This is a genomic window from Kribbella alba (assembly GCF_039529635.1).
GTDB classification, from domain to species: Bacteria; Actinomycetota; Actinomycetes; order Propionibacteriales; family Kribbellaceae; genus Kribbella; species Kribbella alba.
On the sequence record NZ_BAAANE010000009.1, the window covers coordinates 368,142 to 390,085 of the forward strand.

Consider the following 21,944-nt stretch of genomic DNA (forward strand, 5'->3'; position numbering starts at 1 on the left):
TCGATGTCAACGGTTAACCAAAATTGGGGTCAGAAGGTTCGATTCTGACGGCGACCTGACCGGATGGTGGAGTGAGGTCAGGAGTGACACAGCGTTCCGACGGGCTGGCAACAGAGGGTTACGGAGTACGACCATGGAAGCGTTGCCGTTGGCGTTCACGACGGGCTGGGCGAGCGGGATCAACGCCTATGCGTGCGTCCTCATCCTCGGTCTGCTCGGCCGGTTCGCCGATGTCGCGGAGATCCCCAGTTCGCTGACCGGCAACGGCGTGCTGATCGCGGCCGGCGCGCTGTTCGCCTTCGAGTTCGTCGCCGACAAGATCCCGTATATCGACTCGGCCTGGGACGCGATCTCCACCGTGATCCGGCCGACCGTCGGCGCCATCGTCGCGGCCCTGCTGTCCGGCCAGGCGAGCACCCTGAACCAGGCAGTGATCGCGACCACCGGTGGGGTCGTCGCGCTGCTTTCGCACTTGGTGAAGTCGAGCCTCCGGTTGGCGATCAACACCTCGCCCGAGCCGGTCACGAACATCGCCGCCTCCTCGGGCGAGGACGTCGCGGTCGCCGGCGTCGTCACCCTGGCCGCGTTCCACCCGACGGCCGCTCTGATCATCGCCGGCGTACTGCTCGTGATCGGGCTGATCTCCGTCTACTTCGCGTTCCGCGCGATCCGTCGCGGCCTGGCCAGATTCAGGGCCTGGCGAGAGCGACGAGTCGGTCCTGCGACACCGAGCAGCGCGATCTGATGGCTCGCGTGATCGTCATCGGGGCCGGCCTGGCCGGTCTCGCCGCCGCCGTACGGTTGGCCAAGCTCGGCCACCAGGTCACCGTCTGCGAGCAGGACGGACGGCTCGGCGGCGTGATCGGCCGAGTCGAGGCCGACGGCTTCAGATGGGACGCGGGAGCAGCCAGTACCACCCTGCCGGCCGCGTTGCGCGATCTGTTCCGCAAGTCCGGCAGGCCGCTCGAGAGCCTGGCCCAGCTGGATCCGATCACCGAACCGCGGCGGCACATGTTCGGCGACGGAACGGTCCTCGACCTGCCCGTCGGGGATCGCGCCGCCCAACTGGACGCGTGGACCGATCTCGCGGGGGCGAAGACCGCGCAGCGATGGACCGACCTGGTGGACGGCTACGGCGAGACCTGGCAGATCCTGCGGAAGACCTCGCTGGAACCTCCGCTGATGGACAAGTTGCCGTTCAACGCGATCCGCGGCCTGAAACCCTGGCAGTCCCTCGAACGAGTCGCCGAGCGCAACCTCGACGACGCTCGCGCCCGTTCCGTACTCCGCTACTACGCGACGCAGCACGGGTCAGAGCCGAAACTCACCCCCGGGTATGTCGGCGTGTGGTCCTACCTCGAGCGCACGTTCGGCCGCTGGACCATCGACGGCGGATTCGGCGCACTCGCGGATGCGCTCGCGCAACGGGCCAGCGAGCGCAAGATCGACATCCGGACCGGCGCGGAGGTGGTAGGCGTCAGCACCAGAGACGGCGCGGTCACCGGCGTACGACTGGCCGATGGCGAGGATCTGCCGGCGGAGATCGTGGTCAGCGACATCGATCCCCGCGAGCTTTACGGCCAACTCGTCGACGACCCTGCCGCCAAGAAGGTCCGCCGCCAGGTGCTGCACACCCATCAGGCGCAGGCCGCTTACGTAGTACACCTGGGACTGCGCGATCCGCTGCCGACCCTGCCCTTCGAGACCGTGCTGCACGGCAGCCCGACGGTAGTGGTTCGCGCCGGCGGCCAGGCGCCAGCCGGACACCAGGCTTGGTCGGTGCTGGTCCACGGCTACCCCACGGACGACGTACTGGACCTCCTGGTCGCACGCGGCCTGCACATCCGGGACAAGGTCGTCTCCCGCCAGGTCTCACCCTCCTGGTTGACCGGAGTCGCCTGGGAAGGCTTCCGCACCGCCCGGCGCCGCGCGGCCAACATCTCCCCCGTCAAGGGCCTGTACTGCGTAGGCGCGGGCGCCCACCCCGGCACCGGCATCCCGGCGACGACCCTGGGCGCCGCCATAGTCGCCGACGCCATCGGCAAAGCCTGACGGCCAACCGGCAGCCAGTTCTCGGGTCCTCGGACACGCACTGGGGACCTCGGACATGCTATTCCGTGTCCGAGGTCCCCAGTACGTGTCCGAACCCACGACTCCTGCACCGGGGCGGGGCTGGGGTCTGCGGAATGGGCGCACTAGGATTGATCGTTCATGTGTTCCGTGTCGGACAAGGTGCCCGGCAGTAGAGAGGACCCCGGTGGATCAATCCCCCACGTCGACCGATCTGGAAAACGTTGAACGGGCTGAGCTGGAGGCCGAGCAAGCTCACGTCGATCGGGTGTACACCCGGGTCGACGAGGCCGCCCGCTCCGCATCCCGGATCGCGGTCGAAGGGCACCAACGCGGTCAGGCGCAGAACGTCGGGCGGGTGCGCGACGAGGAGCAGACCGGCCTGTACGAGCGGGACGTGCTGGTGTTCGCGGCAGCTCGCCGGATCGCCGAACTGGATGCCGAGCACGAAGGCCTGGTCTTCGGCCGGCTTGACTCCGACAACGGCGACGACACGCCGCCGGCACAGACTGCCGACGAGCTGGAGAAGCTGTACGTCGGCCGCATCGGCGTGCGCGACGCGGAGTACGAGCCGCTGGTGATCGACTGGCGTGCTCCCGCGGCCGAGCCGTTCTATCGGGCCACCGCGACGGACCGGCTACGCGTAGTACGGCGCCGGGTGCTGCGGAACAAGGGCCCGCGGATCGTCGGCCTCGAGGACGACCTGCTGGCGCCGGAACGGGCACCGGAGGACCTGCCGGTGATGGGTGAGGGCGCGCTGATGGCGTCGCTGTCGCGGGCCCGTGGGCACACGATGCGGGACATCGTCGCGACCATCCAGGCCGAGCAGGACGAGGCGATCCGGGCGCCGGCCCGTGGCGTCACCGTCATCGGCGGTGGTCCCGGGACCGGCAAGACCGTGGTTGCGCTGCACCGCGCGGCTTACCTGCTCTACAGCGACCGTCGGCGGTTCGAGCGCGGCGGTGTGCTGGTGGTCGGGCCGTCGGCCGCGTTCATGGCCTACATCGAGCGGGTGCTTCCCAGCCTCGGCGAGAACACCGTGTCCCTGCGTGCGGTGGGCGAACTCGTCGACGGGGTCAAGGCGACCGCAGTCGACGAGGCAGACGTGGCCGCGATCAAGGGCTCGCTCCGGATGCGCGGGCTGCTCTCCCGCGCCGCCCGCGACCGGGTGCCCGACGCTCCGACCACGCTGCGGGTCTTCGTCGGCGGCGCGACAGTCGAGCTGGACGTCAACCAGCTGGACAACGTACGACGCAACGCCCTGCGCCGCACGCCGCGGAACCGCGCCGGCTCCGAGGCGCGCAAGGGGCTCATCGCCGCGCTCTGGCAACGGTTCCCCGACGACCTGCGCAATGGCGTGTACGCCGATCGCGAGTCCTTCGGGGACATCGTCAGCGACCTCACGGCGTTCAAGTCGTTCTTCGCCGCGTGGTGGCCCGTGCTCACGCCGGGCGCAGTACTGCGCTGGCTCGGCGATGCGCGGCGCGCGCAGCGGTGGTCCCGTGGGGACTTCGCTCCGGCCGAGATCGACCGGCTGGCCGCGGCGATCCGCAGTACGGACGAGTTCACGATCGCCGACGTCGCGTTGCTCGACGAGCTCGGCAACCTGCTCGGTCGGCCGCCGATCCAGGAGGCCGGCAAGGACGAGGAGTTCGACTGGCTGGAAGGCCTGTCGGACGGCGTCAACGAGGTGCTCACGACCTCCGAACGCCAGGCCCGGAGAGCCGCCGTGGCGGAGGCGGACGAGCCCGACGAGTACGCGCACGTGCTCGTCGACGAGGCGCAGGACCTCTCCCCCATGCAGTGGCGGATGGTCACTCGCCGGGGTCCGCAGGCCAGCTGGACGATCGTGGGTGATCCCGCGCAGAGCTCGTGGCCGGATCCCGCGGAGGCGCGAGCCGCGATGGACTCGATGCTGTCGCACCTGCAGCGACACACGTTCCGGCTGTCGACGAACTACCGGAACTCCGCGGAGATCTACTCGTTCGCCGGTGAGGTGATCCGTCAGCAGATCCCGGATGCGGACCTGCCGAACGCGGTACGCCGTACCGGGGTGGCGCCGGAGCACAGGGTCTTCGACGCGGGCAAGGTAGGGCAGGCTGCCGCCGACGCTGCCGGGGAACTCCTCCAACTGGTCGAGGGAACCGTGGGGGTCATCGTGCCGCCGAAGCTGCGCCCGATCGTCGACCCGGCCCTCAACGAACTCGGCGACCCGCGCGTCGTCGCACTGAGCCCACTGGACTCCAAGGGACTCGAGTACGACGCCGTGGTGGTCGTCGAGCCCGACCGGATCGTCAGCGACACGCTAGGTGGCGTCCGCGCCCTCTACGTGGTGCTGACCCGCGCCACCCAGAGGATGATCACCGTCAACAGCACCACCCACTGGTTGCCTTAGACATCCTTGCGTCCGAAGGACCGCGGGGGCTGCCCCACGGTCCTTCGGACGCACCGCGGAGCCGGGCGAAGGCGGCGGAACCGGGCGCGGGCGGCGGAACCGGGCGAGGGCGGCGGAACCGGGCGCGGGCGGCGGAACCGGGCGAGGGCGGCGGAACCGGGCGCGCGGGCGGTTGCTTGCGTCCGAAGAAGTGCGGGGTCTGCCCCACGGCTGCTCGGACGCACGGCGGAAACCGCGGCAGCGGTCGCGGGCGATTGCTTGCGTCCGAAGAAGTGCGGGGTCTGCCCCACGGGTGCTCGGACGTACGGCGGAAACGGCGGAACCGGGTGCGCGGGCGATTGCTTGCGTCCGAAGAACCGCGGGGTCCGCCCCACGGGTGCTCGGACGTACGGCGGCAGCGGCGAAACCGGTCGCGGGCGGTTCGTTGCGTCCGAAGAACCGCGGGGTCTGCCCCACGGGTGCTCGGACGTACGACGGAACTGATCGCGGGCGGTTGCTTGCGTCCGAAGAAGTGCGGGGTCTGCCCTACTGTTGTTCGGACGTACGACGGAACTGATCGCGGGCGGTTGCTTGCGTCCGAAGAAGTGCGGGGTCTGCCCCAGGGATGTTCGGACGTACGGCGGAGCAGCGGGTCCGTCAGCCGCGGGGAATGACGTAGTCGACGAGGTCGGCGTCGTCGGCGGCGAGGTCGGACCAGCGGGTGGTGAGGTGGAGGACGGTCAGGCCGGAGGTCGGGTATTTCTGGGTCAGCTCGGTGCGGGCCGGGCTGGTTCCGTCGAGGGCCAGTTCGTCAGCCAGCCAAGGGACTCCGGGCGCGTGGCCGACGAGGACGACCGTGCGCGCGTGCGCGGGAACGTCGTGGATCACGTCGAGGAGTTCGTCGGTGTCGGCGTTGTAGACGCGGCGGTCGTACCAGATGTCGGTCGCGATCGCGCCGCCCTCCGCGGCGTACTGCCAGGTCTCGCGCGTTCGCACCGACGGCGAGCACAGCACCAGGTCGGCCTCGATGCCTTGGGCAACCAGATACCGGCCGGCCGCCTTGGCGTCGGCGCGGCCGCGGTCTGCGAGCGGACGTTCCAGGTCGGGCATCGTCTCGGGCGGGACCGCCTTGGCGTGCCTGAGCAGCACGAGGGTGCGGTCGATCAAGAGGTCCGACGGGTCTGCCATCGGCTCAGGATAGGGCCCGGCCGCGGGTCAGCCCAGACTGGCGGGAATCAACCAGCGGTCGGCGCCGTCCGGCAACCGGTCAGCAGTGTCCTGCAGCGCGGGCGAACCCGCAGTTGTTCGGACGCAAGCAACCACCGGCACCGCGTTGCGGCGTACGTCCGAACAACCGCAGGGCAGGCCCCGCAGTTGCTCGGACGCAACGACCAACTGCATCGCTGTTCCTCCGTACGTCCGAACCACCGTAGGGCGGACCCCCAGCTCCTCGGACGCAACCAACCACCCGCACCCCAGCCCCGCCGTACGTCCGAACAACCGTAGGGCAGGCCCCGCAGCTCCTCGGACGCAACCACCAACTGCATCGCTGTTCCTCCGTACGTCCGAACCACCGTAGGGCGGACCCCCAGCTCCTCGGACGCAACCAACCACCCGCACCCCAGCCCCGCCGTACGTCCGAACAACCGCAGGGCAGACCCCGCAGCTCCTCGGACGCAACCACCAACTGCATCGCTGTTCCTCCGTACGTCCGAACCACCGCAGGGCAGACCCCCCAGCTCCTCGGACGCAACCAACCACCCGCACCCCAGCCCCGCCGTACGTCCGAACCACCGTAGGGCAGGCCCCCCAGCTCCTCGGACGTAAGCGACTGTCCGGGGTGGGCGAGGTCAGACGGTGGTGCCTTGCAGGTTGAGGAAGACCTGCCGCGTCGCGGTCGAGCGGTTCAGCGTGATGAAGTGGATGCCGGGGGCACCACCGGACAGCAGTTTTTCGCACAACTCGCTGGCGATCTCGATGCCGACGGCCCGGACCGCGGCCGGATCGTCCTCGACCGCGTGCAGCCGGTCCGTCACCGCGGTGGGCAGCGCCATCCCGGTCAGCTCAGCCATCCGGTGGATCTGCTTGATGTTCGTGACCGGCATGATGCCCGGCAGGATCGGGATGTCGCAGCCCAGCGCCGCAGCCCGCTCGACCAGCCGGAAGTAGTCTTCCGCGCCGAAGAACATCTGGGTGATCGCGTAGTCCGCGCCCGCCCTGGCCTTCTCCGCCAGCACCCGGGCGTCGGCGTCGAGATCGGGTGCCTCGGGATGCTTGTCGGGGAACGCCGCGACACCGACACAGAAGTCGCCGAGCGACTTGATCAGTTCGACCACCTCGACGGCGTGGTTCATTCCCTCGGGGTGAGCCACCCAGGGCTGTGTCGGACCACCTGGCGGGTCGCCCCGGAGCGCCAGCATGTTGCGGACGCCCGCCCCGGCGTACGCCCCGATCACCGAGCGGACCTCGTCCTTGGAGTGCGCCACGCAGGTGAGATGCCCGAGCGGCGTGAGCGAGGTGTCCTGCGCCACCCGCTCGGTGACGCGGATCGTGCCGTCGCGGGTGGTGCCGCCGGCGCCGTACGTGATGGAGACGAATGTCGGCCGCAGCTGCTCGATCTCCCGGATCGAGCGCCAGAGCACCTCTTCGGCCTCCGGGGTCTTCGGCGGGAAGAACTCGAACGAGAAGGACCGGGTCCCGGACGCCAGCAGCTCCCGGACAGTCGGCGTGCTGCCGGGAAGCGTCGAGGGGAGACCGTTGACCATCCGCCAAGGCTACCGGGGCGTGGGCGCGCGGGCACAGACCGACTACCCTCCGAGACGTGTATGCCGACGCAGACATCCCGACCGACATCCAGCGAGCCCTGACCAGCTTCCTGGACATCCAGCAGGAGCGGCTCGCCGCGATCGGACCTGAGCTGGCCGAGCAGGTCCAGGCCGCGCGGGACGCCACCAGTGGTGGCAAACGCCTCCGCCCTTCCTTCTGCTACTGGGGCTTCCGGGCCGCCGGTGGTGATGCGGACCAGCCGATCCTGAGGGCCGCGGCCAGCCTGGAGATGCTGCACGTCAGCGCGCTGGTGCACGACGACGTGATGGACTCCTCCGACGTACGCCGGGGGGCGCCCGCCGCGCACAGGCGGTTCGAAGCACTGCAGCGGGCGCGTTCCGAGGCCAGCGGCAAGGGCGGTGATCCCGTCGGGTTCGGGATCGGCGCTGCGATCCTGCTCGGGGATCTGTGCCTGATCTGGGCCGACGAGATGCTGAACACGTCCGGGTTCGACGCGGCCGCGCTGGCCCGTGCCTCGAAGTTCTTCGATGCCGTCCGGGTCGAGGTGACGGCCGGGCAGTACCTCGACCTCGTCGCACAGGCCAGTGGCGAGGCGGACATGGACCGAGCGCTGCGGGTCCTCCGGTACAAGGCGGCCACCTACACGGTCGAGCGGCCCCTGCACATCGGCGCCGCCCTCGGTGGCGGTGGGCAGCACCTGATCGACGCGCTCTCGGCGTACGGGTTGCCGCTGGGCGAGGCGTTCCAGTTGCGGGACGACCTGCTCGGCGTGTTCGGTGATCCGGCGCTGACCGGGAAGCCGGCCGGTGACGATCTGCGCGAGGGCAAGCGCACCGTACTCACCGCGTACGCCGTCGACCACGCCTCCGAGGTCCAGCTGGCCGAGTTCGACCGGCTCTTCGGCCGGCGCGACCTCGACGACGACGAGATCCAGCTGCTCCGCGAGATCCTGCAGGACAGCCGCGCGGTGCAGGCCTGCGAGGACCTGATCACCGACCGCACCGAAGATGCCCTCGACGCCCTCGACCGTGCCCCCATCGACGACGAGGCAGCCCGGAAGGCACTAGCCGATCTGGCGATTGCCGCCACCTCACGCCACGTGTAGGAGTCGATCCATGGGAAAAACCGTGCTCTTCATGTCGATGTCGCTGGACGGCTTCATCAGCGGGCCCGGGGACGACCATGCGAATCCGGCCGGCATCGGCGGTGACCGGCTGTTCGACTGGTTCGACACGCCCGGCCCGGCCCGGGACGAGATGCGGGCGGAGTACGAGGCGACCGGAGCGGTCCTGACCGGCCGGCGGACCTACGACCTGGTCGACGGCTGGGGCGGCGACCACCACGGCGTACCGATCGTGGTCGTCACGCACGCGGCCCCACAAGAAGTACCGAAGGGCCCGTCGCCCATCAGCTTCGTCACCGACGGCGTCGAGGTCGGTGTCGCCGCGGCGAAGCTGGCCGCCAAGGACAAGGACATCCTGGTCCATGGCGCGGAGTTGGCGAGGGAGCTGCTTCGCCTGGGCCACCTCGACGAACTGCAGATCCACCTCGTGCCGGTGTTGCTGAGGGAGGGCCGCAAACTGTTCGAGCACATCGAGGCAGAGCACGTCGAGCTGGCGATCATCCGGGTCCTGCCGGCCGAGGATGTCACCCACCTGCGCTACCGGGTGGTGTGGTAGCTCGTCAGCTCGACGCGAGCATGGTGATCAGGCGAAGCAGGTCGGCGGTGAGGTCGGGGTCGCCGAGGATGATCACCTTCAGGGTGGCGCGGTCCTCGTCGTAGACGGTCTCGACCCGCAGGCGGCCGAGGTCCTGGTTGAGGGCTGCGACCACGTGGGTGCTGACCCGGTCGGCCCCGGCCCGGTCGATCGCGTCGATCTGAACGATGCTGGAAACCTCGACGTGCCGCGGTCGTGGATCCGGGTCGAACACGGTCGCGCTGGAGCCGGTGAACGCCTCCAGGTCCTCTCGCGCGATCCGGTACTGCTTGCCGATCCGGACCGCCCGCAGCCGGCCGTCCCGTACGTAGTTCCGGATCGTGCGCACATGCAGCCCGAGTCGATCCGCGACCTGCTCGACCGAGTACAGCTCCCCCGCCATCAGTCACCGCCTCCCTGATTCCTTAGAATTCCCTATAAATCGATCGATACGGTCTTTTGCGGTAGTTTAGGGGCATGACAGAGTTGACCGGCGTGCACGTCTGCGCGCAGGACATCCGGAATGACCGAGACGCCGTCGACCTCATCGCACAAGCGCACTACGAGCACCAGGCGGAATGGGTCGTCCTGCCCGTCGAACACCTGTCCCCCGAGTTCTTCGTACTGCGGACCGGCCAGGCTGGCGCGATCGCGCAGAAGTTCGTCGACTACCGGATGAACCTGGCCGTCGTCGGAGACATCGAGGACCACCTCGCGGCCAGTGCGTCGTTCCGCGACTGGGTCCGGGAGACGAACAGGGGCAAGCAGATCTGGTTCGTTCCCGACCTGGAGAGCTTCGCGGCGCGGTTGCACTAGATTGCGCCCATGGTAGAGCCGGTGACCGCGGAAGCGCCGGCACTCAGGCGGCCGCGCATCCTCAGGCAGAACTGGTGCGATCTCGCCTTCCTGCATTGGGCAGTGGACCGGGCCTCCGTCGCGCACTACCTCCCGCCGGGAACGACACCAGACACCTTCGAAGGTCGGACTTATGTCGGCCTGGTGCCGTTCCGCATGGTCGATACCGGGCTGCCGCGCGGACCGGCGATCCCGTGGCTCGGGACGTTCCTCGAGACCAATATCCGCTTGTACTCCGTAGACGCGACGGGTCGGCGCGGCGTGGTGTTCCTCAGCCTGGATGCGGATCGTCTGGCCGTCGTCGCAGCGGCCAGGACTACCTTCGGTCTGCCCTATCGCTGGGCCCGGATGCGCCACCGGCAGCAGGGCGACCAGCACACCTACACGTCGGCCCTGCGGTGGCCAGGAACCCGAGCCACCAGCACTATCGGCATCCAGGCCGGCGACAGGCTCGAACCAGGGCCGCTGGAACACTTCCTGACCGCCCGCTGGGGCTTGCACGTCGGGCGAGCGGGACGCACGTGGTACCTGCCCAACGAGCACCCCGCCTGGGTTCTGCGTGCCGCTGAGCTCACTGTGTTCGAGGAGCACGGCCTGCTCGCCTCGGTGGGGCTGGGCGAGCTCAGCGGCCGGCCGCCGGACCACCTGGCGTTCAGCGACGGCGTACCGGCGAAGTTCGGGGGGCCGGGGCTTGCCAGCAGGCCTAGAGGACCGGCAGGTCCCTGACCAGGTCAGGCACGTCGTCCGCCTCGCGGAGGAACACGCGGAGCTGGCCCGACTCCTTGGCGTCCTCGGAGAAGATCTGCAGGGCCACATCGACCGTGTCGCGGTCGTGGTCGAGCAACTCGCGCCAGCCCTCCCACAGCACGACCTCGGGTTCCCCGGTCGACCTGTCGCTCAGGGAGTCCGCCAGCGCGTCCCAGTTGTGCCCGAACCAGCGCGGCAGGTCGAACGCCGTTGCACAGACGTCCAGGAAGCCCGCCTTGTCGTGCACCCGGGTCGTGTCAAGCAGCACGAAGTTCCAGCCGGACCCGACCACAGCGCGACGTACCTCGTCGGCCGGCTGTCTGCCCCGCCAGCGATAAACGCCCGGGCGCAGACCGTTGTCCAGCAGGGTGCGCAGGTCGGTCATCCGTTGGTCCCCTCGTCCGCCTGGATCCGGCGGAACGACTTGTAGTGATCGTCGGTGAAATAACGCTCACTGTTCTTCCCGGTCACGATCCGGCGCGTCCCGCGGTCGCTCTCCCCCGGCGTCTTCACGGTGTACTCGTGGTAGTAGCCGCGGTCCTGCTTCGGCAGGATCTTCTCGAAGTTGCCGAACACGACCCCGTCCCGGCTGTACGGGAACGGCCCGCCCTGGTCGATCAGCTGCAGCGTCTGCTGCGCCTCCTTCGGGAGGTCCGACACCGCCACATAGGCAAGACCGCTGTCGGGATCCTTGGGGCTCGTGCTGGCGGGCTTCGCGGCTTTACACCCGAACAGCGAAGCCGCCAGCGTGATCACCAGCATCGCGATCACCACTGCGGCGATGATCCTCGCCGCCTTCGGGTTGTTGATCACCCGGCACCCCGCAGCCGCCTGCTGAATTCCGCAGCCGCCGCAGCCGGGTCGTCCGCCTCAGTGATCGCCCGTACTACGACGACGCGGCTGGCCCCGGCTTCAACCACCTGGTCCAACCTGTCGAGGTCGATCCCTCCGATGGCGAACCACGGCTTCACCGGTTGACGGCTGGCGGCGTACGAGATGAGTTCCAGGCCGACGGCACTCCGGCCGGGCTTGGTCGGGGTCGCCCAGACCGGGCCGACGCAGAAGTACTCCGAGCCCTGTTCGATCAGCGCGGCGTTGATCTGGCTGAAGGTATGAGTGGAGCGGCCTATCACCGGCTCCGGCCCGGTGATCGCGCGTGCTGCGCGCACTGGGAGGTCTCGCTGGCCCAGGTGGAGCACATCGGCTCCGGCGGCGAAGGCGATGTCCGCGCGGTCGTTGACCGACAGCAGCTTGCCGTGCCGCTTGCAGGCATCGGCGAACACCTCGAGCGCGGCCAGCTCGTCAGCAGCCTCCAGGCTCTTGTCCCGCAGCTGCACGATGTCGACGCCACCACTCAGCGCGGCATCCAGGAACTGCTCCAAGTCACCCTGCTTCTCCCGTGCATCCACGCACAGGTAGAGCCGGGCGTCGTCCAGCCGGCGGCGCAGGTCACCATCAACGGTCTGCTCAGCAACGGTCTGCTCAGCAACGGTGGGTTCGGTAGCGGTGGGCTCAGTCACAGCAACAGCCTGCCATGTGTATGCCGTCGTAGTCTTAGGCCCATGCCTGCGCAGACCTCCGAAGTCGTCATCATCGGGGCCGGGTTGATCGGCTTGGCCACCGCTTGGCGGCTGGCGGCAGACGGTATCCAGGTGACGGTATGCGATCCGACACCCGGCACGCAGACCTCCTCCGTCGCCGCCGGCATGCTGGCCCCGGTCACCGAGGTCGAGTACGGCGAGGACGAACTGCTGGCGTTGAACCTTGCGAGTGTGGCGGCCTGGCCGACCTTCGCCGAAGAGCTCGAGGCACTCACCGGCCTACCGGCTGGCTTGAACCGCACTGGAACCCTCTCGGTCGCGTACGACGTGGACGACGCGGCCGCGATCCACCGGCTCGCGGACTACCAGCGCCGCCTCGGCCTCGAGGTGGAGGAGCTCTCCGGGCGCGAAGCGCGCAAGCGCGAACCACTGCTCGCGGCAGGCGTCTCCGCCGGAGTCTGGGTCCCCGGCGATCACTCGGTGAACAACCGCGAGACCGTCGCCGCTCTCCTCGAAGCGGTTGAGCTGGTCGGCGTCAGCCTCGTCCGCCAGCGAGTCACTCGCGTTCTCACAGCCGGTACTGCGGCCGTCGGCGTCGAACTGGAAGACGGCAGCACGATCAGCTCGTCCCAGATCGTCGCAGCGACAGGCCCATGGTCAGCGAAGCTCGAGGGGATCCCACAAGAACTCCGTCCGCCGGTGCGACCGATCAAGGGTGAGATCCTCCGGCTCCGCGTCCCCGAGGCGTACCGCCCAGCGCTCCAGCACACAGTGCGGGCGACCGCGCGAGGCTTCGCCGTCTACCTGGTCCCCCGGCCGGGCGGTGAGCTGGTGGTTGGTGCCACCACGTCCGAGCTCGGCTATGACACTCGCGTGCTTGCAGGAGGCGTCTTCTCTCTCCTTCGCGATGCACGAATGGTTCTGCCTATCACCGACGAGCTGGAGCTGGTCGAGTGCGTGGCAGGGCTGCGGCCGGCCACTCCGGACAACGCGCCGATCCTCGGACCGAGTGGTCTTGACGGGCTGATGTGGGCCACCGGCCACTACCGCAACGGAGTACTGCTCACTCCGATCACCGCGCAGGTCATCGCCGACACCATCCGCAGCGGACTGCCCGACCTGGCCAAGCCGTTCCTGGCAAGCCGCTTCAGCAGCGGCCCGTCTCATCTTGCCGACCGCTCCGAAGGGCCGGGCGAGTAGATGCCTAAGGTAGCGAGGTGAGTGAGGCCATGAACGTGCTCGTGAACGGCGCCACCGAGCAGATCACCGCGGGAACCACAGTGGCCGACGTGGTTGACCGCTGGGCGCGCAGCCCGATCGGCGTGGCCGTCGCGGTGAACGAGGCCGTGGTGACGCGGGCCGAGTGGAGCGGTACGACGCTGGCCGAGGGCGACCGGGTGGAGATACTCACCGCGGTCCAGGGCGGCTGAGTGTGTCTTGCGGATGAGCTGAGGAGGAACCGATGAGTGACGACACCCTGGTGATCGCAGGGCGGGAGTTCACCTCCCGGCTGGTGATGGGAACCGGCGGCGCGCCGAGCCTCGAAGTACTGGAGGAGGCGCTGGTCGCGTCCGGCACCCAGCTGACCACCGTGGCCTTGCGACGGCTGGACCCGAGCCAGCAGGGCTCGGTGCTCGACGTCCTGCGCAAGCACGCCATCGCCGTACTTCCGAACACCGCGGGCTGTTTCACCGCGGGCGAAGCCGTCCTGACGGCTCGGCTGGCCCGAGAGGCCTTGCAGACGGACCTGATCAAGCTCGAGGTGGTTGCCGACGACCACACTCTGCTGCCCGATCCGGTGGAGCTGCTGGATGCTGCCGAGACCTTGGCCGCCGACGGGTTCTCCGTGCTGGCTTACACCAACGACGACCCGATCCTGGCGCGCCGGCTGGAACAGGCCGGGTGTGCCGCGGTGATGCCGCTGGGGTCCCCGATCGGCTCGGGCCTGGGCATCCGCAACCCGCACAACATCAGCATGATCGTCGAGGCCGCCAAGGTGCCGGTCGTGCTCGATGCAGGGATCGGCACGGCCAGCGATGCCGCCCTGGCGATGGAGCTAGGCTGCGACGCCGTGCTGCTGGCCACGGCCGTCACCCGGGCCGAACGGCCTGCCCTGATGGCCGCCGCGATGCGGGATGCCGTGAACGCGGGCCGCAGCGCTCTACTCGCCGGCCGGATCCCCCGCCGCTGGCACTCGGCCCAGGCCTCCTCACCCATCACTGGCCGCCTGTCGTACTGACGACGGCTGCCCCCGTTTCATCGTCTGGACCAGGTAGATGCCTGAGGCACCAGTTGCCCGCGGCAAGTGACCGGCCCGGGAGGCTTTGCGCGGAACGGGTTGCGTGATCGGATAAACGCTCTGCGTCGATCGATTGTGAACCACAACCGTGTAGTTCAGGCGTCAACTGTAAACATTGGATAACAGCCGTAACAAGTGACCCATCCGCATCTGTTGTCACATCAGTACCACCACTTACCGTCAAGGGACGTTCACACGGGGAGATGGATGATGAGCAACACTTGCGCAAGAGCACCTGAACCCGCACCAGACGTCCAAGAGATCGAGAATCACCGGCGGAGCCGGCGACGGACCGTAGTACGGGTGCTGACCGGGATCGCGGTCCCGGTGCTCGCGGCCGGGGTGATCACGGCAGGTTCGCCGGGCTTCGGCCACTACAAGGTGAAGAACGGCGACACGCTCAGCCACATCGCCGCGCGGTACGGGACGACTGTCAAGACGCTGGTCGAGCTGAACAATCTGCCCGGCAACGGCAACGCCATCTATGCCGGCGAGCTGCTCACGCTGCCCGGCATGCCGGCCCGGCCGAAGCAGGCGCCACCGGCCAAGCGGCAGCAGCCCGGCCGGATCACGTACATCGTCAAGTCCGGCGACACGATCGGCGAGATCGCCAAGCGATACCACGTGTCGCAGGGGTACCTGCTGTCGGTGAACGGCCTGAAGCGGACGAGCCACATCTTCATCGGTAAGCCGCTGCAGGTCCCGGTGCCGATCCCCAAGCCCAAGCCGGCGCCCAAGAAGACGACGAAGAACAACACCTTCGCGGGCCGCACGTACGCCGACCACATCGTGTCCCAGGCGGACAAGAACCGGGCGATCCTGAAGAACCGCAAACTGCCGACGCGCAGCCAGATGCGGTCTCTGATCAGCTCCGTGGCGAAGAAGTACGGCGTCGATCCCGAGCTCGCGCTGGCTGTCTCGTGGCAGGAGTCCGGCTGGAAGCAGCGCGTGGTCTCCCCGGCCAACGCCGTCGGCGCCATGCAGGTGATCCCGTCGACCGGGCGGTTCGCGTCCAGCATCGTCGGGCGTGACCTGAACCTGCTGAAACCGCTCGACAACGTGATCGCCGGAGTGGTCCTGCTGGACCGGCTGACCGCGGCGGCCAAGCTCGACCTCGCGGTCGCGGGCTACTACCAGGGCCTCGGCGGGGTGCGGCGCAACGGCATGTATCCGGACACGAAGCTGTACGTGAAGAACGTGCTCAGGATCAAGGCGCAGCTGGAGAGTGGGTGGAACCCGGCGCGCTGAGCCGACCAGTGGTCCAGCGCGGTGCTGACCGGTGATCCGGCGCGGCGGGGAAGCTGCCGTAGGACCGCCTATTTACACTCTCAGAGCAGGCAGGCTTCGAGAGGCGGCTCACGGCACGTGACGGATGACGTATCCACCCAGCTCAGCGACCACCTTGTCGGGCGCGTGCTCGACGGGCGGTACCGCGTGGGTGCACGCGTCGCCAAGGGCGGGATGGCCACCGTCTACGAGGCCCTGGACATGCGGCTGGACCGGATCGTCGCGCTCAAGGTGATGCACCTCGGGCTGGGCGACGACGCCGAGTTCGGCCGCCGCTTCGTGGCCGAGGCGCGGGCCGCCGCCCGGTTGTCCCACCCGAACGTCGTGGCGGTGTTCGACCAGGGCGATGACGACGGGACGCTGTTCCTGGCGATGGAGTACGTGCCCGGCCGCACGCTGCGTGACGTCATCCGGCAGCAGGCGCCGCTGCCGCCCGCGCGGGCGCTGGACCTGCTGGCGCCGGTGCTGTCCGCGCTGTCGGCCGCTCACGACGCGGGCATCGTGCACCGCGACATCAAGCCGGAGAACGTGCTGATCTCCAATGACGGCACGGTGAAGGTCGCCGACTTCGGACTCGCCCGGGCCGTCACCACGACCGGCAACACTGCCACCCAGGGCCTGCTGATGGGCACGGTGTCGTACCTCGCGCCGGAGCTGGTGACGGACGGCAGCGCCGACGCACGGTCCGACGTGTACTCGGCCGGCATCCTGCTGTACGAGCTGCTGACGGGCAACAAACCGCACACCGGTGACACCCCGATCCAGGTCGCCTACGCACACGTGCACGCCGACGTGCCGCCGCCCTCGCAGATCCAGCCCGGCATCCCGCCGTACGTCGATGCGCTCGTGCAGCGGGCCACCGCAAGGGACCGGGACATCCGGCCGGCCGATGCGCGGGTGCTCAGCCGCCAGGTGCGCCGGGTCCGCAGCGCGCTCGAGGAGGGGCTTCCGGACGACCCGGACCTGACCGGCGACCTCACTGTGCCGCTCCAGCAGATCCGCCAGGACAGCGGCTACGACGACGGCTACACCCGCGGCTACGGGGGCGAGCCACCTCGCAACGACACCATCGTCGTACCGTTCGAGGGCCGCCCGTTTTCCGCGCCGTACGAGCCGGCGCTGAACGGCGCCACGCAGTACAGGGCCGAGCAGCAGTCGCATCCTGTGCGGCCCGCGCCGCCACGGTCGAAGGCACGCGGGCTGATCGCGTTCATCGCCGTGCTGGCGCTAGCGCTCGGTGTCGGGACTGCAGCCTGGTACTACGGGGTGCATCGCTACACGTCCACGCCCCTGCTGGTGAACATGGCACCGGCCGCTGCCACAACCAAGGCCGGTGAGGCGGGGCTGCACACCACGCTGCTTCCGCAGGGCTTCTCGGAGACCGTGCCGAAGGGCCAGGTCATGGAGACCGACCCGGCACCGGGCGACCGGATCCGGAAGAACGGCGAGATCGGCCTGGTCGTCTCCAAAGGCCCCGAACGCTACAACGTGCCCCAGCTCGCCGGACTCGGACTGGACGCGGCCAAGCGTGCGCTGGAGTCGGTCAAGCTGGTCACCGGCAAGGAGACCGACACCTACAGCGAGACGGTTCCGGCCGGGCGGGTGATCACGTTCACGCCCAAGTTCGACACGTCGCTGAAGCCGGGCGCAGCCGTCAACCTTTGGGTCAGCCTGGGCAAGAGGCCGATCACCGTGCCCGACCTGACGGGCAAACCGGTCAAGGACGCCACCAGGGCGCTGCGCAAGGCGGGCTTCGTGGTCGACCGGACGGACCAGTACGACGAGACTGTGCCCGAGGGCAAGGTGGTCAGCCAGACCCCGAACAACGGCACGCTGTTCGCCAAGGACAAGGTCAAGCTGGTCGTGTCCAAGGGCCCGCCGCTGCGCGAGGTACCCAACGTCCGGAGCAAGAAGCTGGTCGATGCGCAGAAGGTCCTCACCGATGCCGGGTTCAAGGTGAAGGTGGAGAAGGCGCCGTTCAACCTCGGGCTGGACCTGGTCGCGGGGCAGAACCCCGGCGCCGGCAAGAAGGCGCAGCCCGGTACTACGGTCATCGTCACCGTCGTCTGAGCCTTCCCGACGCTCCGCTTCGGGCCTAGTCTGAGGAGCCGGAGGTGATGAGCATGCATGCCGAGGTCGGAGACCTGCTGCACGTCCGAGGCCGGACGGTCGGCTCACACGAACGCCAGGGCGAGGTGCTGGAGGTCCGTGGTGAGAACGGGGCCCCGCCCTACCTGATCCGGTTCGACGACGGCCACGAGTCGCTCGTGTTCCCGGGCACGGACTGCGTGGTGGAGCACCACACGTCCTAGCTCGGTCAGGTGTCTGAGAAGCTTTGCGGGTGACTCACCCCCGCATCGCCGTGCTGGCCCTGCTCGCGGTGGCCGCGGCGTGGGGCTCGACGTTCTTCCTGACCAAGGATCTGCTGACGCGGATGGACGTCGCCGACTACCTGGCGTTGCGGTTCGCGATCGCCTCGGTCGCCTTGATCCTGATCCGTCCCCCGGCGATCGGACGGCTCAGCAGACTGGATCGCGGTCGTGGTGTCGCCCTTGGCATCACCTACGGCATCGCCCAGCTGGTGCAGACCGAGGGCCTTCGCCATACCTCGGCCAGCGTCTCCGGCTTCGTCACCGGAATGTACGTCGTGTTCACCCCGCTCCTGGCCGCGGTGATCCTGCGGCACAAGATCGGCCGGTGGGCCTGGGTCGCGGTCGCGCTGGCCACGATCGGACTCGGCGTCCTGTCGCTGCGGGGCTTCAGCCTGGGGACGGGTGAGCTCCTGACCCTCGCGTCGGCCGGCCTCTACGCCCTGCACATCATCGGTCTCGGTGCCTGGTCGACGCCCTCCAACGCCTTCGGACTGTCCTCGCTGCAGATGCTCGTGATCACGGCGGTCTGCGCGGTCGGCGCGATCCCCGGGGGGTTCACGCTGCCCAGTGGCGGGGGCGACTGGGCCGCGGTGGTCTACATGGCGCTGATCGCGGGCGCGTTGGCGCTGATCGTGCAGACCTGGGCGCAGGCGCACCTCACGCCGACGCGCGCGGCGATCGCGATGACGATGGAGCCGGTGTTCGCGTCGGCGTTCGCCGTACTCTTCGGAACGGACAGTGTGACCGGGCGCATGCTGATCGGCGGTGCGCTGGTGATGACGGCGATGTACCTTGTCGAGCTGGCACCACGCCGCAAGTTCGAGGCCGAGGTGCAGCATCTAGCGCAATGAGGGGGCGGCAGTGCGGGACGACAGCGCGCGACGGATCCGGCTCTTCCCTGTCGCGGTCATCGTCGCACTGCTCGCGTTCCTGGCCGCCGGGACTGCCTCGAACCTGCGACGCAACCCGCAACCGGGTCTCGTCGCCGACGGCATCCCAGGGCAGCAGGTGCCATCGGCAACCAGTGCGCGGCTTCCGTCCAGCTACAGCGGGATGGTTCGACAGGCCCTGGCTGACCTTGACTCCCTGACGCTTCCCAACGGCGCCACCCTGGCAGGCTGGGACGGGCCGTGGCGATTCGTCTGGCCGCGCGATGCCTCGTTCGTCGCCGCCGCCCGCTGCTCGGTCAGCCAGTACGCCGAGGCCGCCGAGATCCTGTCGTTCCTCGACAAGGTGAGGCCCACCTCCGGCCGTTGGGCGGCGCGCTACTCCGCTTCGGACGGCACGATCCCGCAAGACGGCCGGGAGGCGCAGTCGGACGGATCGGGCTGGGTGCTTTGGGCAGCCTGGTCCTGCTCGACCGGCCTCGACCTGACGAAGTACTGGCCGATGCTGCGGGAGTCCGGTGATCAGATCGTGGCGGAGCTCGGCCCGCAAGGGCTGCCGTTCGAGTCACCGGACTACTGGGAGAAGCGCGAGCCGGAGGTCACCCTCGGCACGATCGCGCCGCTGCTCTCGGGCCTTCGCTCCGGGCTCGCCATCGCTGCCGGCCTTGGCCGCACCGCCGAGGTGCCGACCTGGCTGGATGCGCTCAATCGGTTGTCGGCGGCAACGGATCGCGACTTCGGTCCCTCCTATCCGCGGACACCGGCCAAGCCGTTCGGCGAGACGGACCCGGGCGGGGCGGACGCGATCGTGACAGTGCTGGGTCCCCCGTTCGCCCCGGCTCGGCCCGAGGTGACGGATGCGATCGAGCGGAGCCTGGACGTTCTGACCCAACCGAACGGAGGCGTGACACCGGGCGAGCAATGGCGAGCGGACGGGGTCGCCTGGACGCCTCAGACCGCACTCTTCGCCTTGAGCGCGGCGGCCCGCGGCGATCGCGACACCGCCGAGTCCCTGCTCAGCTGGCTGGACGCCCATCGCACCCCTTCAGGCGCTCTACCGGAGAAGGTCAACCGCGACCTGAGACCCGCCGGCGAGGCGCCTCTAGGCTGGACTTCAGCCCTGGTCATCCTCACCGCCACCGCGCTGGACCGCCCACTCCCCGTTCCGGCGCCCTGAGCCCAGGCACGCCCGTGCGGCAGGAGCGTCCGGCGTACAGGTGCTTCCGCCCGGGCCGTGGGCAGCTCGCGCGGCAGCGACCGGAGTACCGGGGGTGATCCTCAGCAGATCTCCATTTCGTCGTGGGTCGGGGCGGCGGGGCGCGCTGTGCTCGTGGCGGTTGAGTAGAAGTAGGCAGTTGAGGCGATGTCGTCCTGCAGGGGCAGGTAGCGGCCACCGGAGCGCCAGCCGAGGGCCTGGACGTCGACCCGCAGCTTGGAGCGGAAGCGGATCGGGTCGGGCAGGTGGAAGCGGTACATGCCGAACCGCTGCTGGCTCTGGTACTGCCCGTCCGGGCGGATCACCTGCGGCAGGCCGAGGTACGGCGTACTGAACTCGGTGTAGCCGCCACGATCTGGGCCGAGGTCGAAGTTCCACGCGCCGCCGAAGTAGTCCTCCGTGCCGGTACCGCAGATGGTCGGGAACTCCTCGTCGTCGTCCACGTAGAACTTCACCTCACCCTCGCCCCACCAGCCGGAGCTGTTCACACCCCAGGCGATGTACGTGCCGACGTAGTGGCCCGGGCCCTCCACGCGGTCCAGCAGCGTGTGCACCGTCTTCGCCGGCAGCGGGTTGCTCCGCCGCCACTGCGCATGCAGGTACGCCGACTCCTCCGCCACCGCGCCGAGCCAGTAGTCGACCTGGAAGTACACGACCACGGCCTCGTCGTGTGTGTTCTCGAGCGTCAACCGCGCCTGGGCGCGGAACGGCATCTCCCAGTAGCAGTTGAAGCCACCGTTCGGGTTCACCGCGACCGGCAGTGAGTTCACCTGGGCGAAGCGTCCCCAGCCCGAGCAGAAGAAGTCCCCGACCGGGACCTCGATCGCCGGTGTCTCATCACCGTCCCAGTGGCTGCGCAGGACGAGCCGGCGCCAGTTGTCGCTGTGGGTTGTCAGCCAGATGTGGGTGATGCAGCCGGGCCCGGTGATGTCGGCGAGCGTGACGGTCTCACCCGCCGCGATCTCGATCGACGGCGACACCTTCCAGCCTTGGCCGAGATCCCTCGCGGCGTGGGCACCGGTTCCTTCGGTACGACGGCCTCCCTGGCCGGGCTCGCCGGTCGGGTTCTCTGCGCTGATGGAGCGGGTCTCGACATCGACGACCGCACTGAGTCCGGACAGGTTGGGAAGTGTCATGGGCGGGAGCCTAAGTTCCGCAACCGCCCGAATGGTGGATCGGAAATCGATTTCTCACACTCTGAGCAGATTCCCTCGAAACCCGGCTTGCGTCCGAATAGCGGTGGGGCAGGGCCCCCAGTTGTTCGGACGCAAGGTCAGCAGGGGCGGATCTTGGCGTCGAGGCCGTGGGTGAAGGAGACGCAGGCCCAGGGGCGGCCCTGGCTCGGCTTGGGCCGGACGATGAGCGGGAAGGTGTCGGCGCCGCGGACCTCGGGACTTCGGTCGGTCTTGGGAGTGCCTACCGCGCCACCGCGGGCCTGGGTGGCTGCGCGGACGTCGTCGACCGTGACGGCGCCGCGGGCGTCCTTCGTCGCCGTCGCCTTGGCGTCGTCCGCCACCGCGAGGGCGAAGTCGACCTCCGGCGGCGTGGCCCAGGTGGTCGACGTGACCGGGACCACGAAGCCGAACATCAGGACGCCGACGAGCCCGATGATGCGCCGGAACCGACGGCCTCGGTCATCCGCCAGCACCGCCGCGCACCCGAACGCGAGGACGAGCGTGATCCCCCGCATCACCCAGTGCCGGTCGAGCCGGCTGTCGACAGCGAGGGCCGCGGCCAGGGCGATCACCAGACAGAGCGCGGCGGCGCCGAGGGCAAGCAGTCGTGGCGGCACAGATTTCATGGCGCTGACGA

General features: G+C 69.0%; 24 protein-coding genes. 15 read left to right on the plus strand and 9 right to left on the minus strand.

Annotation, left to right across the window (positions count from 1 at the left end):
- Positions 1-133 precede the first annotated feature (133 nt).
- The 3 genes from ABD210_RS26425 (at position 134) to ABD210_RS26435 (ending at position 4,465) form a co-directional block, all read left to right on the plus strand.
- Positions 134-745, plus strand: coding sequence for a DUF4126 domain-containing protein (locus ABD210_RS26425; RefSeq protein WP_344114846.1), 612 nt, complete (start codon positions 134-136; stop codon positions 743-745).
- Positions 745-2,052 (plus strand): phytoene desaturase family protein, encoded by a 1,308-nt coding sequence (locus ABD210_RS26430; RefSeq protein ID WP_344114848.1) that lies wholly within the window; start codon positions 745-747, stop codon positions 2,050-2,052. The genes ABD210_RS26425 and ABD210_RS26430 overlap by 1 nt, the downstream gene beginning before the upstream one ends.
- A 205-nt stretch (positions 2,053-2,257) precedes the next feature.
- Positions 2,258-4,465, plus strand: coding sequence for a HelD family protein (locus ABD210_RS26435; protein ID WP_344114850.1), 2,208 nt, complete (start codon positions 2,258-2,260; stop codon positions 4,463-4,465).
- Between the two features lie 636 nt (positions 4,466-5,101).
- Here the strand turns inward: ABD210_RS26435 and ABD210_RS26440 are convergent.
- From ABD210_RS26440 to metF, 3 genes are all read right to left on the minus strand, one after another.
- Positions 5,102-5,632, minus strand: a complete 531-nt coding sequence (locus ABD210_RS26440) for a SixA phosphatase family protein (protein ID WP_344114852.1) — start codon at positions 5,630-5,632, stop codon at positions 5,102-5,104.
- A 27-nt stretch (positions 5,633-5,659) separates the two neighbouring features.
- Positions 5,660-5,845 carry a hypothetical protein gene (locus tag ABD210_RS26445; protein ID WP_344114854.1) on the minus strand — a complete coding sequence of 62 codons (186 nt, stop codon included), beginning with the start codon at positions 5,843-5,845 and terminating at the stop codon, positions 5,660-5,662.
- Between the two features lie 449 nt (positions 5,846-6,294).
- Positions 6,295-7,209, minus strand: coding sequence for a methylenetetrahydrofolate reductase [NAD(P)H] (gene metF / locus ABD210_RS26450; RefSeq protein ID WP_344114856.1), 915 nt, complete (start codon positions 7,207-7,209; stop codon positions 6,295-6,297).
- 56 nt (positions 7,210-7,265) lie between these two features.
- Here metF and ABD210_RS26455 point away from each other — a divergent pair, with 56 nt between their 5' ends.
- Positions 7,266-8,336: a polyprenyl synthetase family protein gene (locus tag ABD210_RS26455; RefSeq protein WP_344114858.1), complete on the plus strand. Its 1,071-nt coding sequence runs from the start codon at positions 7,266-7,268 to the stop codon at positions 8,334-8,336.
- 10 nt (positions 8,337-8,346) lie between these two features.
- Positions 8,347-8,910, plus strand: coding sequence for a dihydrofolate reductase family protein (locus ABD210_RS26460; protein ID WP_344114860.1), 564 nt, complete (start codon positions 8,347-8,349; stop codon positions 8,908-8,910).
- Between the two features lie 4 nt (positions 8,911-8,914).
- Here the strand turns inward: ABD210_RS26460 and ABD210_RS26465 are convergent, their stop codons facing one another.
- On the minus strand, positions 8,915-9,331 hold the full coding sequence (locus ABD210_RS26465; protein ID WP_344114861.1) for a helix-turn-helix domain-containing protein: 417 nt from the start codon (positions 9,329-9,331) through the stop codon (positions 8,915-8,917).
- Between the two features lie 74 nt (positions 9,332-9,405).
- Between ABD210_RS26465 and ABD210_RS26470 the strand changes: the two genes are divergently transcribed.
- Positions 9,406-9,744, plus strand: a complete 339-nt coding sequence (locus ABD210_RS26470) for a DUF4180 domain-containing protein (protein ID WP_344114862.1) — start codon at positions 9,406-9,408, stop codon at positions 9,742-9,744.
- A 9-nt stretch (positions 9,745-9,753) separates the two neighbouring features.
- The gene (locus ABD210_RS26475; protein WP_344114864.1) at positions 9,754-10,509 is read left to right on the plus strand and encodes a YqjF family protein; all 756 of its coding nucleotides are present in this window, start codon (positions 9,754-9,756) and stop codon (positions 10,507-10,509) included.
- Here the strand turns inward: ABD210_RS26475 and ABD210_RS26480 are convergent.
- Genes ABD210_RS26480 through thiE form a run of 3 tightly spaced genes read right to left on the minus strand, consistent with a single transcriptional unit; the run spans position 10,487 to position 12,050 of the window.
- Positions 10,487-10,915: a barstar family protein gene (locus ABD210_RS26480; RefSeq protein WP_344114866.1), complete on the minus strand. Its 429-nt coding sequence runs from the start codon at positions 10,913-10,915 to the stop codon at positions 10,487-10,489. The genes ABD210_RS26475 and ABD210_RS26480 overlap by 23 nt on opposite strands.
- A complete protein-coding gene (locus ABD210_RS26485; RefSeq protein WP_344114868.1) occupies positions 10,912-11,343 on the minus strand; it encodes a guanyl-specific ribonuclease in 432 nt (143 codons plus the stop codon). Before ABD210_RS26485 ends, ABD210_RS26480 begins: the two co-directional genes overlap by 4 nt.
- Positions 11,340-12,050, minus strand: a complete 711-nt coding sequence (thiE, locus tag ABD210_RS26490) for a thiamine phosphate synthase (RefSeq protein WP_344114870.1) — start codon at positions 12,048-12,050, stop codon at positions 11,340-11,342. Before thiE ends, ABD210_RS26485 begins: the two co-directional genes overlap by 4 nt.
- Positions 12,051-12,092: 42 nt before the next feature.
- On the opposite strand from thiE, the gene thiO reads away from it, so the two are divergent.
- The 8 genes from thiO to ABD210_RS26530 all read left to right on the plus strand — a co-directional run bounded on the left by thiO (position 12,093) and on the right by ABD210_RS26530 (position 20,093).
- Positions 12,093-13,271 (plus strand): glycine oxidase ThiO, encoded by a 1,179-nt coding sequence (thiO, locus tag ABD210_RS26495; protein WP_344114872.1) that lies wholly within the window; start codon positions 12,093-12,095, stop codon positions 13,269-13,271.
- 17 nt (positions 13,272-13,288) lie between these two features.
- Positions 13,289-13,501, plus strand: a complete 213-nt coding sequence (gene thiS / locus ABD210_RS26500; RefSeq protein WP_344114873.1) for a sulfur carrier protein ThiS — start codon at positions 13,289-13,291, stop codon at positions 13,499-13,501.
- 32 nt (positions 13,502-13,533) lie between these two features.
- Complete coding sequence (locus ABD210_RS26505) at positions 13,534-14,310, plus strand: thiazole synthase (RefSeq protein ID WP_344114874.1); 777 nt, start codon at positions 13,534-13,536, stop codon at positions 14,308-14,310.
- Positions 14,311-14,580: 270 nt separating this feature from the next.
- Positions 14,581-15,618 carry a LysM peptidoglycan-binding domain-containing protein gene (locus tag ABD210_RS26510; RefSeq protein WP_344114877.1) on the plus strand — a complete coding sequence of 346 codons (1,038 nt, stop codon included), beginning with the start codon at positions 14,581-14,583 and terminating at the stop codon, positions 15,616-15,618.
- A gap of 117 nt (positions 15,619-15,735) precedes the next feature.
- Positions 15,736-17,727 carry a Stk1 family PASTA domain-containing Ser/Thr kinase gene (gene pknB, locus ABD210_RS26515; RefSeq protein WP_344114879.1) on the plus strand — a complete coding sequence of 664 codons (1,992 nt, stop codon included), beginning with the start codon at positions 15,736-15,738 and terminating at the stop codon, positions 17,725-17,727.
- Positions 17,728-17,774: 47 nt separating this feature from the next.
- Complete coding sequence (locus ABD210_RS26520; protein WP_344114881.1) at positions 17,775-17,969, plus strand: DUF1918 domain-containing protein; 195 nt, start codon at positions 17,775-17,777, stop codon at positions 17,967-17,969.
- Positions 17,970-17,998: 29 nt separating this feature from the next.
- Positions 17,999-18,880: a DMT family transporter gene (locus ABD210_RS26525; RefSeq protein ID WP_344114883.1), complete on the plus strand. Its 882-nt coding sequence runs from the start codon at positions 17,999-18,001 to the stop codon at positions 18,878-18,880.
- A gap of 10 nt (positions 18,881-18,890) precedes the next feature.
- Positions 18,891-20,093, plus strand: coding sequence for a glycoside hydrolase family 15 protein (locus tag ABD210_RS26530; protein ID WP_344114885.1), 1,203 nt, complete (start codon positions 18,891-18,893; stop codon positions 20,091-20,093).
- Positions 20,094-20,194: 101 nt separating this feature from the next.
- Here ABD210_RS26530 and ABD210_RS26535 read toward each other — a convergent pair whose 3' ends face one another.
- Together ABD210_RS26535 and ABD210_RS26540 are read right to left on the minus strand one after the other, a co-directional pair.
- Positions 20,195-21,268 (minus strand): glycoside hydrolase family 172 protein, encoded by a 1,074-nt coding sequence (locus ABD210_RS26535; RefSeq protein ID WP_344114887.1) that lies wholly within the window; start codon positions 21,266-21,268, stop codon positions 20,195-20,197.
- Between the two features lie 137 nt (positions 21,269-21,405).
- Entirely contained in the window at positions 21,406-21,933 is a 528-nt protein-coding gene (locus ABD210_RS26540) for a hypothetical protein (protein WP_344114889.1), read from the minus strand.
- Positions 21,934-21,944 lie beyond the last annotated feature (11 nt).

What these genes read in the sequence shown, in the direction of transcription:
- ABD210_RS26460 (WP_344114860.1), top strand. Translation starts at nt 8,347, where the DNA reads ATGGGAAAAACCGTGCTCTTCATGTCGATGTCGCTGGACGGCTTCATC.
- ABD210_RS26510 (WP_344114877.1), top strand. Translation starts at nt 14,581, where the DNA reads ATGAGCAACACTTGCGCAAGAGCACCTGAACCCGCACCAGACGTCCAA.
- metF (WP_344114856.1), bottom strand. Translation starts at nt 7,209, where the DNA reads ATGGTCAACGGTCTCCCCTCGACGCTTCCCGGCAGCACGCCGACTGTC.
- ABD210_RS26535 (WP_344114887.1), bottom strand. Translation starts at nt 21,268, where the DNA reads ATGACACTTCCCAACCTGTCCGGACTCAGTGCGGTCGTCGATGTCGAG.
- ABD210_RS26475 (WP_344114864.1), top strand. Translation starts at nt 9,754, where the DNA reads ATGGTAGAGCCGGTGACCGCGGAAGCGCCGGCACTCAGGCGGCCGCGC.
- ABD210_RS26430 (WP_344114848.1), top strand. Translation starts at nt 745, where the DNA reads ATGGCTCGCGTGATCGTCATCGGGGCCGGCCTGGCCGGTCTCGCCGCC.
- ABD210_RS26520 (WP_344114881.1), top strand. Translation starts at nt 17,775, where the DNA reads ATGAGCATGCATGCCGAGGTCGGAGACCTGCTGCACGTCCGAGGCCGG.
- ABD210_RS26505 (WP_344114874.1), top strand. Translation starts at nt 13,534, where the DNA reads ATGAGTGACGACACCCTGGTGATCGCAGGGCGGGAGTTCACCTCCCGG.
- ABD210_RS26465 (WP_344114861.1), bottom strand. Translation starts at nt 9,331, where the DNA reads ATGGCGGGGGAGCTGTACTCGGTCGAGCAGGTCGCGGATCGACTCGGG.
- thiO (WP_344114872.1), top strand. Translation starts at nt 12,093, where the DNA reads ATGCCTGCGCAGACCTCCGAAGTCGTCATCATCGGGGCCGGGTTGATC.
- ABD210_RS26440 (WP_344114852.1), bottom strand. Translation starts at nt 5,632, where the DNA reads ATGGCAGACCCGTCGGACCTCTTGATCGACCGCACCCTCGTGCTGCTC.
- ABD210_RS26425 (WP_344114846.1), top strand. Translation starts at nt 134, where the DNA reads ATGGAAGCGTTGCCGTTGGCGTTCACGACGGGCTGGGCGAGCGGGATC.
- ABD210_RS26480 (WP_344114866.1), bottom strand. Translation starts at nt 10,915, where the DNA reads ATGACCGACCTGCGCACCCTGCTGGACAACGGTCTGCGCCCGGGCGTT.
- ABD210_RS26470 (WP_344114862.1), top strand. Translation starts at nt 9,406, where the DNA reads ATGACAGAGTTGACCGGCGTGCACGTCTGCGCGCAGGACATCCGGAAT.
- ABD210_RS26540 (WP_344114889.1), bottom strand. Translation starts at nt 21,933, where the DNA reads ATGAAATCTGTGCCGCCACGACTGCTTGCCCTCGGCGCCGCCGCGCTC.
- ABD210_RS26445 (WP_344114854.1), bottom strand. Translation starts at nt 5,845, where the DNA reads ATGCAGTTGGTCGTTGCGTCCGAGCAACTGCGGGGCCTGCCCTGCGGT.